The organism is Paraburkholderia bannensis NBRC 103871, assembly GCF_000685015.1.
GTDB classification, from domain to species: Bacteria; Pseudomonadota; Gammaproteobacteria; order Burkholderiales; family Burkholderiaceae; genus Paraburkholderia; species Paraburkholderia bannensis.
The window spans coordinates 21,757-36,217 of the sequence record NZ_BAYA01000019.1 but is presented as its reverse complement, the minus strand read 5'-3'; the positions used below and the strand labels follow the sequence as shown (position 1 = coordinate 36,217).

Sequence of the window (14,461 nt, the reverse complement as noted above, 5' to 3'; positions counted from 1 at the left end):
GTACCGGGTTATGCACACTATCGAAGACAGATTGGAATGAAGACCCAGCTAAAAAAGGGAACGCTCGACATGTGCGTGCTGGCGGTGCTGGCGCGCGGTGACAGCTACGCCTACGAACTCGTCTCGACGCTATCGCAGACCATGGAAATCAGCGAAGGCACGATCTATCCGCTGATGCGCCGCCTCCAGGCGGAAGCCTGGGTGTCGACGTATTTCGTCGAGTCGAGTTCCGGGCCGCCGCGCAAGTACTACTCGCTGACGGCGGCGGGGCGCAGCAGCCTCGCGAGCATGGAAGAGGAATGGCGCAGTTTCGTCGATGAAGTCAACGGTGTGCTCGGTTTGCCGGGCGCGCCTCTCGGAACAGGGGACAAGCAATGACGCAGGATGCATTCATCCAGCAATTGCGGCATGAACTGCGAAGTTTGCCGAAGCATGTCGTCGACGACATCGTCGCCGACTATCGCGAGTACATCGGCGACGCGCTGGCAGCCGGACGAAGCGAGGCCGAGGTGATCGCGGCGCTGGGCGATCCCGTGAAGCTGGCGCGCGAGCTGCGCGCGCAGGCCAGCTTCCGGCAATGGGAAACGCGCCGCTCGTTCGGCAACCTGCTGCGCGTGGTCGTGTCGATCGCGGGCCTCGGGCTCGTGCAACTCTTCCTGCTGGTGCCGTTCATCTTCTACCTGACGCTGCTCACCTGCGGTTACGTGATCTCGTCGGCGATGTTCGTCGCGGGACTCGCCACGGTGGTGCTGCTCGGCAGCCATCACGCGTTCGGCTGGCCGTCGGTGGACAGGATTCCATTTAGCTTTCAGGGCAGCAGCCAGGGCGGGGACAGCGAGGACAGCGACAGCGCGCCGAACCATCGCGAGGGCGGCGACGCATCGATGCTCAAGAACGTGAATGTCCCGGACTTTCGTGTCGACGGCGATCGCTTTGTGCTGCGACCGCAAGCGGGCACGCACGTGTCGGTCGTGACCACTGGGGGCACCGTCGATTTGCGCAACGAAGGCGGCAAGCTGCGCGCGACGTCGACCGGCGCAGCGCCCGCCCAGTTCGACGTCAAGGGCGACGTGTGGACGATCCACCGTGCCGACGTCGTCGCACTCGACGTGCGCACCGCGGGCGGCGACACGCTGTCGGCGGCGCGCATGGGCGGCGGCTCGGGCGACATGGCGTGGGACGTCAAGAGCGACAAGGATCACGTGTCGTTCGTCGAAGGCGGCAAGGACGGCCCCATGCTCGCCGTGCACAGCGAGGGCGACTCGGTGGTGATCGACAAGAATCACGTCGCCATCGACAGCGACGGCGATCACGTGCTCATCGTCGGCCCGCATGGATCGAGCATCGGCGCGCTGCTATACGGCGTCGCGATGCTGGTGGGCGGCGCGCTCGGCTTGTGGCTGTGCTTGTGGCTCACGCGGCTAACGTGGCGTGGCCTCGTGCGCTATGTGCGACATCACGCCGAACGCATCGCCGAACGTCTTGAACACAGCGCGCCCTGATACGCGCGCTCGCAGTGACCATCGACAACGTAGTCTTTTGCTCCGTGCAGCTCCCAAAAGGACATCGTCATGAACCTGCATTTTCTCTCCAGCACCGCGCCGCTCGCGCGCGCCCAGGACACCTGTGTTCGCCGCGTGAATGCCGCGCGCTGGCTCGGCTGGCTCGCTCATGGTTTCGCCGTCGCGCGCCAGCGGCCCGTGGCGTGGCTCCTTGCGCTGCTTGTCTGCGCCGATCTCGCCACGCTGTTCGAACTCGCGCCGCGACTGAGCGTGCTTGCGCCGCTCGTCGCGCCGCTGGCGGTGGCGCTGGTCGTGCTGATGCAGGAGCGGGCCAGCAACGCGCGCCCTTGGACGTTCGGTGAAGCGTGGAGCGCGGTCTACGATCATCGCGATGCGTTGCTCGCCGTGGGCGTCGCTGCGGCGGCGATTGCGGGCATGGGCTATCTCGCGGCGGCGCTGCTGGCGCAGACGCACGTGCTGCATGCGTGGGCATGGCTGCTCGCGTTGCCGTTTTACGCCGTTGCGCTCGCGTCGTTCTGGCTGGCGCCCGCACTCGTCGTGCTGCGCAACCGGACGCCGCTCGATGCGATGGCGACGAGTGCGCGCATCGTCGCGCGCAACTGGCGCGTCGCGCTGATCTACGCCGCGCTCATCGGCGCCGCAGCTTTTGCGACGCAGGCGATGCCGATGTTGTTAGTCGGCCTCGTCGTCATGCCGGTGGCGGCCGCGCTGATCTTGCTGGGCGCGTATGCGAGCTATCGCGATCTGCTGGGCGAGCGCTGAGGCCTGTCTGCATGGAACGCGCGCCTCACACCGCCAGTGCGAGTCCGTCGCTGCGCGGATCGTGAGCGCCACATGCTGTACCGTCGGCATCCAGACGAATCACGCCGGCCTGCCCGGCGAGCGGACTGAGCGGCGGCAGGTCGACGATTTCGTGCCCCCACGCGGCAAGCGTGCCGGATATCGCGTGGCCCGCATGCGATTCGAGCTTGAGATTGTCGCGGCTGTCGGAGAAGGTGCGTCCGAGCAGAAAGCGTGGCTGTGCGAGTGCCGCAAGGGGATCCATCCCGTAATCGATGAGCCGCGTGAGCAGCGCCGCGAGCGTCTGCGGCTGGCCGTCCGCGCCCTGCGTGCCGTACAGCAGGCGCGCGCGGCCATCGACGAGATACATGCCGGGATTGAGCGTATGGAATGGCCGCTTGCCCGGCGCGATGGTGTTGGGATGCGCATTCGGATGCAGCCCGCCGCCGCTCGCGCGGAAGGCCGCGCCGCGGTTGTGCCAGAGGATGCCGGTGTCGCCCGCCATCACGCCGCTGCCCCAGTCGTGGAAGATCGTCTGCAGCACGCTCACGGCGCGACCCTGGGCGTCGGTGGCGGCGAGATAAACCGTGTCCCCTTCGCGAAAGCGCTGCGGCCAGGGTAACGCGCGCCCAGGCGCAATGCGTGCCGCACAGGCCGCGAGATGAGCGTCGCCGAGCAGCGTGTCGACGGGCACGTCGTGCCAGTCGGGATCGGCGAGATGGCGGTCGCGGTCGATGAAGGCCTGCTTCACCGCCTCCACGAGCCGGTGGTAGTAGTCGGCGCTGCCGTGGGCGCAATCGCGCAGCCCGAGCTTCGCGAGGATGCCCATGATCTGCAGCGTCGTCACGCCCTGGGTGGGAGGCGGCAGGGTGGCGAGCACGCCGTCGCCGTAGCGCAGCGTGAGCGGCGGTTCGCTGCGCACGCGCGTGGCCGCAAGGTCGTCGGCGTCCAGCGGCGAGCCTGCTTCGCGCAGGCCGCGCGCAATACGCTGCGCCAGTGCGCCTTCGTAGAAGTCGCGCGGGCCGTTCGCGGCGAGCGTGCGCAGCGTGGCCGCGAGCGCGGGCTGGCGGAACGTTGCGCCAATCGCAGGAATCGCGCCGCCCGGCAGGAAGGTTTGCGCGAAGCCGCGCCAGACCTGATCGTCGCCGTATTCGTCGGCGCGGAACATCGACCAGAAGTGCTGCGAGCGCGACAGCGCAAAGCCTTCGTCTGCAAGCGCGATGGCGGGCGCGAGCAGCGTCTCCCACGCGAGCGTGCCGCCCCAGTGTTCGCGGCTCGTGCGATACGCGGCCTCCCACGCGGCGACCGTGGCGGCGCTTGTGAGTGCGGATGCGGGCCCGCGCACGGGAATCGCGTCATCGAAGGCGGGCAGGTCGCGCGCCGCCTGGCCGATGCCGGAGATCGATTCGACCGGCTGGCCGGGAGCGGCGATCAGCCAGAAGCCGTCGCCGCCCAGGCCGGTGAAATGCGGCATGGTCACGCACAGCGCCGCCGCCATGGCGATCGCCGCCTCGATCGCGTTGCCGCCGCGCGCGAGCACATCGCGGCCTGCTTCGCTCGCGAGCGCGTGCGGGCTCGTGACAAGGCCGGCGCGGCCACGCGCGTTGACGTTCGCGGTCTGCTCCCGGGTGTGCGTCGTATTCATCGTGATCGTCATGCGGGCACTGCGGCGTCGGCGTGACCGCCCAGGTAGGCGGCGGACAGTTGCGGGTCGGCGGCCAGTTGCGCCGCCGTGCCGCTCGCACTCACGCGGCCTTCTTCGAGCACATAGCCGCGGTCGGCGATGGCCAGCGCCATCGCCGCCATCTGGTCGACCAGCAGCATTGAAAGCGATTCGCGGCGCAGGTCGTCGAGCGAGGCAAACAGTTCGGCGATGACCTTCGGTGCGAGGCCGAGCGAAGGCTCGTCGAGCAGCAGCACGCGCGGTTTCGACATCAACGCGCGCGCGATGGCCAGCATCTGCTGCTCGCCGCCCGATAGCAGCCCCGCACGGCGATGCTGGCGCTCGCGCAGACGCGGATAGCGCGCGAACATCGACTCGATGCGCGCTTCGAGTTCGCTGCGCGGCAAGCGGCCCGAGGCAAATGCGCCGAGCTTGAGGTTATCGAGCACCGACAGCTCGGGGAAGACCTGGCGGCCTTCGGGCACGAGCACGACGCCGAGCGCGGCGATACGCGCGGCGTCGAGGCGCGCAAGGTCGCGGCCGTCGAAGGTCACGCCGCCAGTGAGCGGGCGGTGCAGGCCGGCGAGCGCGCGCATCAGCGTCGATTTGCCCGCGCCGTTCGCACCGAGCAGCGCAACCAGTTCGCCTTCGCGCACTTGCACGCTCACGTCGTGCAGAACCGGGGCAGCGCCATAGCCTGCCGTCACGTTGCCCACGCCGAGCACCTCGCGCGCGGGTGCGTCTTGCGGCGGCAAGGCGCGCGACGGGCGCAGCGCATGCAGCGCCGCGTCGTTCGACGCGCCCAGATAGGCCTCGCGCACCGCCGCATTGGCGCGGATCGCCGCGGGTTCGCCTTGTGCGAGAAAGCGGCCCGCGTCGATCACGACGATGTGATCCGAGACGCCCATCACGAGCGACATGTCGTGCTCGACGAGCCCGACGGTCACGCCCGCATCGGCGATGCGGCGCAGCAGGGCGCCCAGGCGCACCTTGTCCTCGCTGGAGAGTCCCGCAGCGGGTTCGTCGAGCAGCAGCACGTCGGGACGCGTGGCGAGCGCACGTGCGATCTCGACGAGACGGCGATCGACGTGCGCGAGGCTGGCGGCTTCGATGCTCGCGTCGCCGTGATAGCCGCAGGCGCGCAGCAGCGCGAGCGCCTGGGCGCGCGGCGCATCGCCCTGCATGCGCCGGGTGCCGAACAACGCGCCCAGACGCCCGCGCGCGAGCGCGAGCGTCACGTTGTCGAGCACAGAGAGGCTGCCGAACAACTGCGACGTCTGGTACGTGCGCGCCACGCCCGCGCGGGCGCTTTCGAACGCGTTGCCTGCAGCAAGTTGCGCCGGGCCCAGCTTGCGCGTGCCGGTCTGGGGGCGATAGAAGCCCGAGAGCATGTTCAGCACCGTCGATTTACCTGCGCCGTTCGGGCCGATGAGGCTCGTGACGCGCGCGGCCGGCAACTCGAACGACAGGTCGCTGACGGCTTTCACGCCGTCGAACGTCATCGACAGTCCTTGCGCCGCGAGCGAGCGGCGCGCATCGGCGGCAAGCGGCTCGAATGCTGCATGGCCCGACGTGTCCTGATCCTGATCGTGCGTCGACGCGCTCGGCTGCGCGCGCGCAGGCGAAACCAGCCGCCGCATCAGCGCAGACGCCATGCCGGTGACGCCATTGGGCGCGCACCACAGCACCACGAGCAGCAGCACGCCGAAGCACAGCAGACGCAGGTTCTCAAGCCCGGCGAGCAACTCGGGCAGCAGGCCGACCACCGCCGCGCCAGCCAGCGGCCCCGCCAGCGACCCTGCGCCGCCGATCATGACGACGAGCACGAAGAGAATCGATTGCGAGAACGAGAACATGCCGGGCGTCACCATGCCTTGCAGCGGCGCGAACAGCCCGCCCGCGAATCCCGCAAGCGCAGCCGAGAACGCGAACGCCACGGTTTTCACCGCGAGCGCGTTCACGCCGATCGAGGCTGCCGCCGTTTCGCTGTCGCGCACCGCGCGCATGGCCGCGCCCCATGCGCCGCGTGCGACGAGCGCATAGAGCGCGAGCGCGACGGCGAGCAGCGCGAGGGCGATGAGCGCAACGGCGCGCTCGCCGTCGGCGAAGCTGCCCAGCGCCGGGCCGAACACGTTCATGATGCCGTTCTGGCCGCCGGTGAGATCGCCGCCTTCCACCGCGCTTTGCTCGATGACGAAGGCGAACGCGATCGTCACCATCGCGAGTCCCGGGCCGCGCACACGCAGCGCCGCGAGCGCCAGCAGCGCGCCCGCTACGGCGGCGACGCCCGCGCCGAGCGCCCACGCGCTCCAGAAGCTCCAGCCGAACTGCGTGGTGAGGATGGCGACGGCATAGGCGCCAATCGCAAAGAACGCGGCATGACCAAACGACACCTGGCCTGTGAGTCCGAGCAGGAGGTTCAGGCCGACGCCGCAAATGGCGAGCAGCGCCACGCCCGCTAGCACGACGACGAAATAGCCGTTGACGCTGCATGCGACCAGCGCGGCGGCAAGCAGCACCACAGCCAGCGCCACGCCTTGCCAGCGTCCGCGTGACCGGACTTCGCCTGTACGCGGCGCAGCCGCTGAAAAGCGTGCGGAAAGAGAAAGTCGCGAATCGCTCATACCTTGCGCACCTCCGCACGCCCGAAGAGGCCATTGGGCCAGAGCGCCAGCACAACGATCAGTAGCCCGAACGTAATGATCTGCGTATAGCTGGAACCGAGCGTGGCCGTAATCATCGCCTCGGCCGCGCCGAACAGCAGCCCCGCGATCATCACGCCCCACGCGCTGGAAAGCCCGCCCAGGATCGCCACCGCGAAGGCCTTGAGCCCGAACACGGTGCCCATGTCGGACTGCACGTTGAAAAGCGGTGCGATCAGCACGCCGGCAATGCCCGCAAGCAGCGCGGACACCGCGAACGCCGCCGCAATCGTGCGCTGGATCGGAATGCCCATGAGGCGCGCCGCGTCGCGGTTCTGCACCACGGCGAGCATCGCCACGCCCCAGCGCGAGCGGCGCAGCACGTAATGGAGGACGGCGGCGAGCATCAGGCCGACCACGGGAATCACAAGTTGCAACGGATACACGCCGAGCCCCGCGCCGCCGATGTGCAGCGACGACTGCGCGAGCGGCGAGGGCAGGCTGCGCGGCTCGGTGCCGAAGGTCAGCATGACGACGTTGTCGAGCACGATGCCCAGCGCCACGGTCGCCATGAGCCACGCGTTCGAGCCGCGTCGCGCGAAGGGCCGCACGGCGAGCCGCTCGACTACGAGCCCGTAGAGCGCGCACGCGGCCAGCGCCACCGCGATGGCAAGCGGCATGGGCCAGCCGAGCGTCTGCGCGAAGGTGTAGGCGAGCACCGCGCCCAGCATCATTGAGCTGCCCTGTGCGAAGTTCACGGTCGCGCTGACCGCGAACGTCAGATGAAAGCCGAGCGCCATGAGCCCGTACATGCTGCCGAGGCCAAGGCCCGCGACCAGCGCCGATATCCATTGCATGAGTGAATCTCCGGGTGCCTGTGCTTTACTTCGACGCCATCTGGCCGCTGGCGGCGCTCACGGGCACGATGCGGTTATCGATGAACTGGGCCCAGACGTAGTCGCTGGCGGTGAGCGCGTCGGGTTGCTGCTCGCTGAACGGATGCACGTAGGTCTTGATCAGGCCGTCGTAACGGTCGATTGCATAGTATCCCTTACGGATTGCATCGCCGTCGGTGGAGCCTGCCTTGTCGATGGCCAGCGCGCTCAGGTGCATCGCATCGTAGGCGTTGGCCACGCCCACTGCGGGCGTGATGTCGTCGGCGCTCTTGATGTCGGGGTACTTCGCCTTGAGTTCCGCCACCACGCGTGTGCTCACGGGCGTGGCGGCGCCGAAGAAGCTATACGTCTGCACGAAATGCACGTTCTTCGCGTTCGGGCCCGCGAGTTCCGTGAAACGTCCGCCCGCCGGGCCCCAGTGCGAAACGATCGGCACCTTCCAGCCCATGCGGTCGAGCGACTTCACCACTTGCGCCGAAGGCCCGACGTTGCCGACCATCAGCAAGGTATCGGCGCCCGCAGCCTTCAGGCGGCCGAGTTGCGGCGTGACGTCCACGTCGGTGGCCTCGATCTTTTCGATGCCCGCCGGTTTCATGCCTTTCGCGGCGAGCGCCGCGACGATGCCTTTCTCGTTCGACTGCCCCCACGGATTGTTGACGAGCACGAGGCCCAGCTTCTTCGCGCCAAACGCCTGCTGCGCGTGCGCGACCATCGCCACATCCACGAGCTCGTCGACGGCGGAGACGCGCAACACGTAGTTCGGCTTCGCGCCGTTGTGCGTGATCTGCGTGCCGGCGGCCCAGGGATCCATGAACGGCACTTTCTCGTGATTGGCCAGCGGCACGATCGCCATGGAAACCGGCGTGTCGAGGCCGCCGAACAGCACCGCCACCTTGTCCTTGTAGATCAGTTCGCGCGCGGCCAGCACGCCTTTGGCGGGATTGCCTTCGTCGTCGCGGCGCACGAGTTCGAGCTTGCGCCCGCCGAGCACGCCGCCGCTTGCGTTGATCTCGTCGATGGCGATGGTCATGCCGCGCGTGATCGCTTCGCCCGCGCGCGCCGACTGGCCCGAGAGCGCAGTGACGAGGCCGATCTTGATGGTGTCGGCGGCGTGCGCGACGCCGCACGACAGCGCGGCCGCGGTGAGCGCAAGGGCGACAGCGCGGGCCGTGAACCACTGGCGTCGCGGCGAGGAGGCGGGGCGGGCGGCCCTGAGGGCGACGTGTCGTAGCGGCATGAGGCGGTTCTCCAGTGAGTTTGACGGACGCGGGACAAAGCCGCGGATGCGTCGCTTCACGCAAGACCTATGCCATTTCGTTCACGATCCGCCGATATCGTCCGTGACGCCAGCAACGGCAATGTGCGAACGATATGGAACGCCAATTGCATACGATCTGATGACAGGATGGTTAACCATTCGCGTTGCGCCAAATCGGTTCGCGCTCGCACAACAGCGGTGCGAAACGCGCAACTTAAAGCAGCACAGCAGGCAGCACAGCAGGCAGCACGGCAGGCAGCGCGTTATGGCGCAAAGCGGTGCGCCCAGCCGCGAGCCTGCAATTGCACACACTGGCAAGGACACAATGACGACAACCTTCATGGCCGCCGCGCAGATCGATGCGAGCGCAACCATGCGCGACGATCCGCGCTTCGGCACGCTGCCCACGCATGGGCGCTTCGACTATCAGCCGATCGTCGCGCGCGACACCTATTGCTGGCCCAACGGCGCGCGCCTGGCGGTCTATCTCGGCTTCAATCTGGAGCACTTCGCATTCGGCGAAGGGCTGGGCGCGAATCTCGGCCCGCTGTCGCCGCAGCCGGACGTGCTCAACTACAGCTGGCGCGAATACGGCAACCGCGTGGGTGCGTGGCGCTGTCTCGACCTGTTCGACGATCTCGCGCTGCCGGCGGGCATCGTGATGAACACGGCGCTGCTCGATCATTCCCCGGAGCTGATCGCCGCCTGCGTGAAGCGCGGCGACGAACTGATCGCGCACGGCCACACCAACGCGCACCGGCAAAGCGACTTCGAGCTGGCCCACGAACGCGACCTGATCGTGCATTGCCGGGAGCGGATCGCAACGCTCACGGGGCGCACGCCGGCTGGCTGGCTGTCGCCGTGGATATCGGAAACGCTCGACACGCCCGAGCTGCTCGCGCAGGCGGGCTATCGCTATACGCTCAACTGGTGCCACGACGACCGCCCCGTGCGCATGCGCACCGGGCATGGGCCGCTGTGGTCGATCCCGTATCCGCAGGAGGTGAACGACATTCCGATGATCGTCGGGCGGCAGCTCGACGGCGCGGCGTTCGCCGACATGATCGTCGATCAGTTCGACGAAATGCTCACGCAGGCTGCGCATCCCACGCGCGGGCAGCCGCTGGTGATGGGCATTGCGCTGCATCCGTACCTGGTGGGACAGCCGTACCGTCTGCGTCATCTGCGGCGCGCGCTTGCCCACATCGCGCAGGCGGCGCGCGCGGGCGCGATCTGGATGACGACGCCCGGCGCGATCAGTGCGCACATGGACGCGGTAGAAGCCGCTGCCGCTGCTGGAAGCGCGGCAACGATCCGCTAAACTGGCGCACGAACCTTGTCACCCCTGTCTGCGCCGCCCGCCCTGTCCATCATGTCCACTAGCCGACCGACTCGACCGACTGCCGTGAAGAAAGCCGCCGTGAAAAAGCCCGCCGTGAAAGCCGACGCCGCGCACGAAAAGCACAGCGCGCGCACGGAGCAAACGGAGCAAACGGAGCAAGCAGAGCAAACGGAAACCGAAACCGGCATCGAAACCCGGATGTACCGCTCGATTGTCGACGGCGTGCTTGCGCATCGGCTCACGCCGGGCACCAAGTTGCCGGAGCCGGAGTTGTGCCAGCTGTTCGACGTGGGCCGCGCGAGTGTGCGGCGGGTGCTCGAAAAGCTCGCACACGATGGCATCGTGACGCTGCGGCCCAACAAGGGCGCGGTGATCGCAGAGCCCACACCCGAGGAAACACGCACGATTTTCGAGGCGCGCCGCGCGCTCGAACGCGCGCTGGTCGAACTGGCCGTTGCGCGCGTGACCGACGCCGACCTCGCGCAACTGCGCAAGCAGCTCGACGACGAGCACGCGGCCATGCACCGCTTCGATCAGCCATCGTGGGCGCGCCTGGCGAGCGACTTTCATCTGCGCGTGGCGGCGCTCGCGGGCAACGCCGTGCTGCAACGCTACCTGGTCGAACTGGTGTCGCGCTGCTCGCTGATCGTCGGCCTGTACGAGCCGCCGGGCTACGCGCCGTGCGAGCACGACGAGCACGCGGCCATCGTCGAGTGCATCGCGCAGCGCGACGCCGAAGGCGCGATTGCCCGCATGCAGGCGCATCTCGTCGACCTCGAACAGCGCATCGAAACGACCCGCATGCGCGGAGAAAAGAGCCTGGCCTCGCTGCTCGGACTGGGCGAACCGAAAGCGCCCGGCGCGCGCAACTGACGCGTGGCGGGGCGCGCCGCAATCCACACGGACGCACATCGAAGCTATGGAAATCGACTTCAACGAACTCACGGCCTACGAGCGTTACAAGCTGATGGCCGGGCTCATCGTGCCGCGGCCGATCGCACTGGTGACGACCCTGAACCCCGGCGGCGTGATCAACGCGGCGCCGTTCTCGATGTTCAACATGCTCGGCGAGGAGCCGCCGATCGTGATGCTGTCCGTGAACCGCCGCGACGACGACTCGCTCAAGGACACCGCCGCCAACATCCTGCGCGAGCGCGAGTTCGTGGTGCACCTGACCGACGAACCGATTGCCGCAAAGATGCATGCCTGCGGCGAGCGCCTGCCCACGTCGGAGAGCGAGCTGGTGCATGCGGGGCTCACGCCGGTGCCGTCGACGCGCGGCGGCCCGCCGCGTATCGCAGAGGCGCCGGTCGCGTTCGAATGCACGCTATGGGAGACGCTTGAGACACCGAGCCGCCATATCTTCATCGGTCGCGTGGAACGCCTGCATGCGCGCGACGAACTGATCGACCGCGAGCGCTGCCGCGTACGTTTGCAGCACTACTATCCGGTAGGGCGATTTGGTGCGAGCTTTTATGTCGATACGCGCAACCGATTTTCGCTGAATGTCGAGGATGGGGTGGCGGCTGCCCAGACGTCGGTGGATGAGATGTAGGGCGGGTCGCCGCGCCGCGTTTTGCAACCGGGCACGTCAGACACGAGCCTTAACCCGGCAGCTCGACGATCACAACGTCCGTATCGCCATGCGCCAGCAGATCCAGCTGCGTCTCTTCCCGCACGGCTACGCCGTCGCGCGGCGCGAGCCGGATCGCTCCCACGTCGAGCTGTCCATGATCCGCAACCAGATACGCCGAGCCGGACGTCGGCAACATGTGCTTGAGTGTCGTGCCTTCGCGCAGGGTGGCGACACGCACGCGTGCATCGGCATTGATGGGCAGCGCGCCTTCGCGCACATCTTGCGGATCGCCGCTCGCCAGCGTGACGAAGCGGCCTTCGCGGCCTTCGCGCGAACAGACGCGCGTTGACCAGCGCGGCGCACCGCCTGCCGTGCGTGGATGCAGCCAGACCTGGAACAGCCGCGCAGGCACATCTTCGTCATTGCGCTCGGCGTGATGGATCGTTGCGCCCGCACTCATCGCCTGCACGGAATCGGCGACCAGGCGCGCGCGATTGCCCGCATCGTCTTCGTGCGTGATCGCGCCCGAGCGCACCCAGGTGACGATCTCGACGTTGCGGTGAGCATGCAGGCCAAAACCCGAACGCGGCGCGAATACATCGTCGTTCCACACGTAAAGCGGGCCAAGCGGCGCATGTTCCGCGCGCCCGGTCTCGCCGACGCGAAAATGCAGCCGCGCGTCGAGCCAGTCGTTCCTGATTGCGCCAAGCGCAAGAAAAGGGCGATGTTCAATCACGATGAAACTCCGTTCGGGCGCACGGACGTGAAAGTCCCATCCGTGCGCTCATGCCACCTTCAGATCTGCTGCTGGCCGCCATCGACGAACAGTTCGATGCCGTTGACGAAGCTCGCATCGGCCGAGGCGAGGAACAGCGCGGCGCTGGCGATTTCGTTCGGTTCGCCCAGACGGCCCATCGGGATCTGCGCGGCCAGGTAGTCGGCCAGACCCTGGCGCTGGGCGGCGTCGTCACCGGCCAGGTCGAGCAGGCCGGGCGTGCGGGTCGCGCCGGGGCTGATCGTGTTCACGCGGATCTGGCGATCCTTGAGGTCGAGAATCCAGTTGCGTGCAAACGAGCGCACCGCAGCCTTGGACGCCGAGTACACGCTGAACGCCGCCGTGCCCGCGCTGCCTGCGGTCGAACCCGTGAGAATCACCGACGCGCCCTTCGCCAGCAGCGGCAGCGCCTTTTGCACCGTGAACAGCACGCCCTTCACGTTGCGGCTGAAGGTGTCGTCGAAGTGTTCTTCGGTGATGTTGCCGAACGGCAGCATCGATCCGCCGCCTGCGTTGGCGAACAGCACGTCGAGGCGTCCCTGTTCTTCCTTGATCTGCGCATACAGCGCGTCGAGTTCGTTCAGCTTCGTGGAATCGACGCGTACGCCGGTCGCCTGGCCGCCTGCTTCGCGGATGCTTTGCACAGCGGCGTCGAGTTCGGCCTGACGGCGGCCCGTGAGGTAGACGTGCGCGCCTTCTTCGGCGAAGCGCTGGGCAGTAGCGAGGCCGATGCCGCTGGTTGCGCCGGTGACGAGTGCGATCTTGTTGTCGAGTTTGCGTGCCATGGTCGTGCTCCTTTCGTTTCGTTCAGTCGTTCAGTAGAAGTGGGTACTGGCTGGTTCGGTGTTGCGTGCTGCGATGTGTGAAGAATATCGACGGCCCGATCTTTTCGAAATAGAATTGATTGCAATCTAACGTTGCATAAATGAAATGATGAGGAGAAATGGCGAGACTGCCTGATTTCGAAGGACTCGCGATGTTCGCGAAGGTCGCCGAGGAGGGATCGTTCGCGGCGGCGGCGCGTGCAATGGGCGTGTCGGTGGCGACGGTTTCGCGCGGCGTGGCCCGCCTGGAAGACCGGCTGGGCGCGCGGCTCTTTAACCGCACGTCGCGCCAGCTGTCGCTGACCGAGTTCGGCCGCACGATCTGCGAGAAGGCGGGCGAGATCTATCGCCAGGCCGAGGAAGCGGAAAGCGCGGCGCGCGAAATGTCGGTGCAGCCGCGCGGCCTGGTGCGGCTGGCCGTGCCGATGTCGTTCGGGCTGCGCTGGGTCGCGCCGCTGCTGCCGGGGTTCTTCCGCGCGTATCCGGAGGTGTCGATCGACCTGCATCTATCGGATGCGTCGGTCGACCTGGTCGCCGATGGCTTCGACGCGGCACTGCGTATTGCCGCGTTGCCCGATTCGTCGCTGGTGGCGCGTCGGCTGTGCGCGGTGACGCAGTACGTGGTGGCATCGCCGGACTATCTGGAGCGCGAAGGGCGGCCCGCGCATCCGCGGGAACTGGTGGATCGGCCCTGCCTCTCATACGCGTATCGCGCGCGTAGCGATGTCTGGCGCTTCACGAACGAGGCGGGCGAAGAAGAGCCGGTGATGCCGAGCGGCCCGCTGCGCGTGACGAATTCCGATGCGCTGTTGCCCACGTTGCTGGATGGCCTGGCGATCGCGGAGTTGCCCGAATTCATCGCGGGTGAGTATCTGGCCGATGGCCGACTGGAAGCGATTCTCACGGACTGGTCGCTGACCAAGGGCGGCCTGTACTTCGTCACGCCGTCAGCGCGTGCGCGGCCGGCGAAAGTGGCGGCGCTCTCCGATTACTTCGCCGAGCATCTTTCCGATCCCGCGTGGCGATGGCCGAAGCAATGAAGCGCCGACCTATCATTGCATTTTTGCAATGATAGGTTTCAAACACTTCTATTTCGCAAATATCGCCCGATCCGTATTCTCCTTTCCATCGGCTGCACGACAACACGTCGCAAGCCGCTCAACCACGGATAAGGAGAATCAC

Annotated in this window: 13 protein-coding genes; 7 read left to right on the top strand and 6 right to left on the bottom strand. The window is 67.4% G+C overall.

Features of this window, described 5'->3' with window-relative positions:
• Positions 1–36: 36 nt before the first annotated feature.
• The 3 genes from BBA01S_RS26150 (at position 37) to BBA01S_RS26140 (ending at position 2,285) form a co-directional block, all read left to right on the top strand.
• Positions 37–378, top strand: a complete 342-nt coding sequence (locus BBA01S_RS26150) for a PadR family transcriptional regulator (RefSeq protein ID WP_027819023.1) — start codon at positions 37–39, stop codon at positions 376–378.
• Complete coding sequence (locus BBA01S_RS48170) at positions 375–1,502, top strand: DUF1700 domain-containing protein (RefSeq protein WP_027819022.1); 1,128 nt, start codon at positions 375–377, stop codon at positions 1,500–1,502. The genes BBA01S_RS26150 and BBA01S_RS48170 overlap by 4 nt, the downstream gene beginning before the upstream one ends.
• A 69-nt stretch (positions 1,503–1,571) precedes the next feature.
• Complete coding sequence (locus tag BBA01S_RS26140) at positions 1,572–2,285, top strand: hypothetical protein (RefSeq protein WP_027819021.1); 714 nt, start codon at positions 1,572–1,574, stop codon at positions 2,283–2,285.
• Between the two features lie 25 nt (positions 2,286–2,310).
• Here the strand turns inward: BBA01S_RS26140 and BBA01S_RS26135 are convergent, their stop codons facing one another.
• The 4 genes from BBA01S_RS26135 to BBA01S_RS42870 are packed head-to-tail and all read right to left on the bottom strand — an operon-like array spanning position 2,311 to position 8,741.
• Positions 2,311–3,960: a gamma-glutamyltransferase family protein gene (locus tag BBA01S_RS26135; protein WP_245641597.1), complete on the bottom strand. Its 1,650-nt coding sequence runs from the start codon at positions 3,958–3,960 to the stop codon at positions 2,311–2,313.
• On the bottom strand, positions 3,957–6,590 hold the full coding sequence (locus BBA01S_RS26130) for a branched-chain amino acid ABC transporter ATP-binding protein/permease (protein ID WP_084162557.1): 2,634 nt from the start codon (positions 6,588–6,590) through the stop codon (positions 3,957–3,959). Before BBA01S_RS26130 ends, BBA01S_RS26135 begins: the two co-directional genes overlap by 4 nt.
• A complete protein-coding gene (locus BBA01S_RS26125) occupies positions 6,587–7,465 on the bottom strand; it encodes a branched-chain amino acid ABC transporter permease (RefSeq protein ID WP_027819018.1) in 879 nt (292 codons plus the stop codon). Before BBA01S_RS26125 ends, BBA01S_RS26130 begins: the two co-directional genes overlap by 4 nt.
• A gap of 25 nt (positions 7,466–7,490) precedes the next feature.
• On the bottom strand, positions 7,491–8,741 hold the full coding sequence (locus BBA01S_RS42870; RefSeq protein ID WP_084162556.1) for an ABC transporter substrate-binding protein: 1,251 nt from the start codon (positions 8,739–8,741) through the stop codon (positions 7,491–7,493).
• Between the two features lie 394 nt (positions 8,742–9,135).
• Here BBA01S_RS42870 and BBA01S_RS42865 point away from each other — a divergent pair, with 394 nt between their 5' ends.
• From BBA01S_RS42865 to BBA01S_RS26100, 3 genes are all read left to right on the top strand, one after another.
• Positions 9,136–10,083, top strand: a complete 948-nt coding sequence (locus tag BBA01S_RS42865) for a polysaccharide deacetylase family protein (protein WP_042297948.1) — start codon at positions 9,136–9,138, stop codon at positions 10,081–10,083.
• 219 nt (positions 10,084–10,302) lie between these two features.
• Complete coding sequence (locus BBA01S_RS42860) at positions 10,303–10,977, top strand: GntR family transcriptional regulator (protein ID WP_084162567.1); 675 nt, start codon at positions 10,303–10,305, stop codon at positions 10,975–10,977.
• A 46-nt stretch (positions 10,978–11,023) separates the two neighbouring features.
• Positions 11,024–11,659: a flavin reductase family protein gene (locus BBA01S_RS26100; RefSeq protein WP_027819017.1), complete on the top strand. Its 636-nt coding sequence runs from the start codon at positions 11,024–11,026 to the stop codon at positions 11,657–11,659.
• A gap of 49 nt (positions 11,660–11,708) precedes the next feature.
• Here the strand turns inward: BBA01S_RS26100 and BBA01S_RS26095 are convergent, their stop codons facing one another.
• Both BBA01S_RS26095 and BBA01S_RS26090 read right to left on the bottom strand, forming a co-directional pair.
• Positions 11,709–12,416, bottom strand: coding sequence for a pirin family protein (locus BBA01S_RS26095; RefSeq protein ID WP_027819016.1), 708 nt, complete (start codon positions 12,414–12,416; stop codon positions 11,709–11,711).
• Between the two features lie 59 nt (positions 12,417–12,475).
• Complete coding sequence (locus BBA01S_RS26090) at positions 12,476–13,240, bottom strand: SDR family NAD(P)-dependent oxidoreductase (protein WP_027819015.1); 765 nt, start codon at positions 13,238–13,240, stop codon at positions 12,476–12,478.
• A 158-nt stretch (positions 13,241–13,398) separates the two neighbouring features.
• On the opposite strand from BBA01S_RS26090, the gene BBA01S_RS26085 reads away from it, so the two are divergent.
• Entirely contained in the window at positions 13,399–14,319 is a 921-nt protein-coding gene (locus BBA01S_RS26085) for a LysR family transcriptional regulator (RefSeq protein WP_027819014.1), read from the top strand.
• Positions 14,320–14,461: the final 142 nt, after the last annotated feature.

What these genes read in the sequence shown, in the direction of transcription:
- BBA01S_RS26125 (WP_027819018.1), bottom strand. Translation starts at nt 7,465, where the DNA reads ATGCAATGGATATCGGCGCTGGTCGCGGGCCTTGGCCTCGGCAGCATG.
- BBA01S_RS26150 (WP_027819023.1), top strand. Translation starts at nt 37, where the DNA reads ATGAAGACCCAGCTAAAAAAGGGAACGCTCGACATGTGCGTGCTGGCG.
- BBA01S_RS26100 (WP_027819017.1), top strand. Translation starts at nt 11,024, where the DNA reads ATGGAAATCGACTTCAACGAACTCACGGCCTACGAGCGTTACAAGCTG.
- BBA01S_RS42860 (WP_084162567.1), top strand. Translation starts at nt 10,303, where the DNA reads ATGTACCGCTCGATTGTCGACGGCGTGCTTGCGCATCGGCTCACGCCG.
- BBA01S_RS42870 (WP_084162556.1), bottom strand. Translation starts at nt 8,741, where the DNA reads ATGCCGCTACGACACGTCGCCCTCAGGGCCGCCCGCCCCGCCTCCTCG.
- BBA01S_RS26085 (WP_027819014.1), top strand. Translation starts at nt 13,399, where the DNA reads ATGGCGAGACTGCCTGATTTCGAAGGACTCGCGATGTTCGCGAAGGTC.
- BBA01S_RS26130 (WP_084162557.1), bottom strand. Translation starts at nt 6,590, where the DNA reads ATGAGCGATTCGCGACTTTCTCTTTCCGCACGCTTTTCAGCGGCTGCG.
- BBA01S_RS42865 (WP_042297948.1), top strand. Translation starts at nt 9,136, where the DNA reads ATGCGCGACGATCCGCGCTTCGGCACGCTGCCCACGCATGGGCGCTTC.
- BBA01S_RS26135 (WP_245641597.1), bottom strand. Translation starts at nt 3,960, where the DNA reads ATGACGATCACGATGAATACGACGCACACCCGGGAGCAGACCGCGAAC.
- BBA01S_RS48170 (WP_027819022.1), top strand. Translation starts at nt 375, where the DNA reads ATGACGCAGGATGCATTCATCCAGCAATTGCGGCATGAACTGCGAAGT.
- BBA01S_RS26090 (WP_027819015.1), bottom strand. Translation starts at nt 13,240, where the DNA reads ATGGCACGCAAACTCGACAACAAGATCGCACTCGTCACCGGCGCAACC.
- BBA01S_RS26140 (WP_027819021.1), top strand. Translation starts at nt 1,572, where the DNA reads ATGAACCTGCATTTTCTCTCCAGCACCGCGCCGCTCGCGCGCGCCCAG.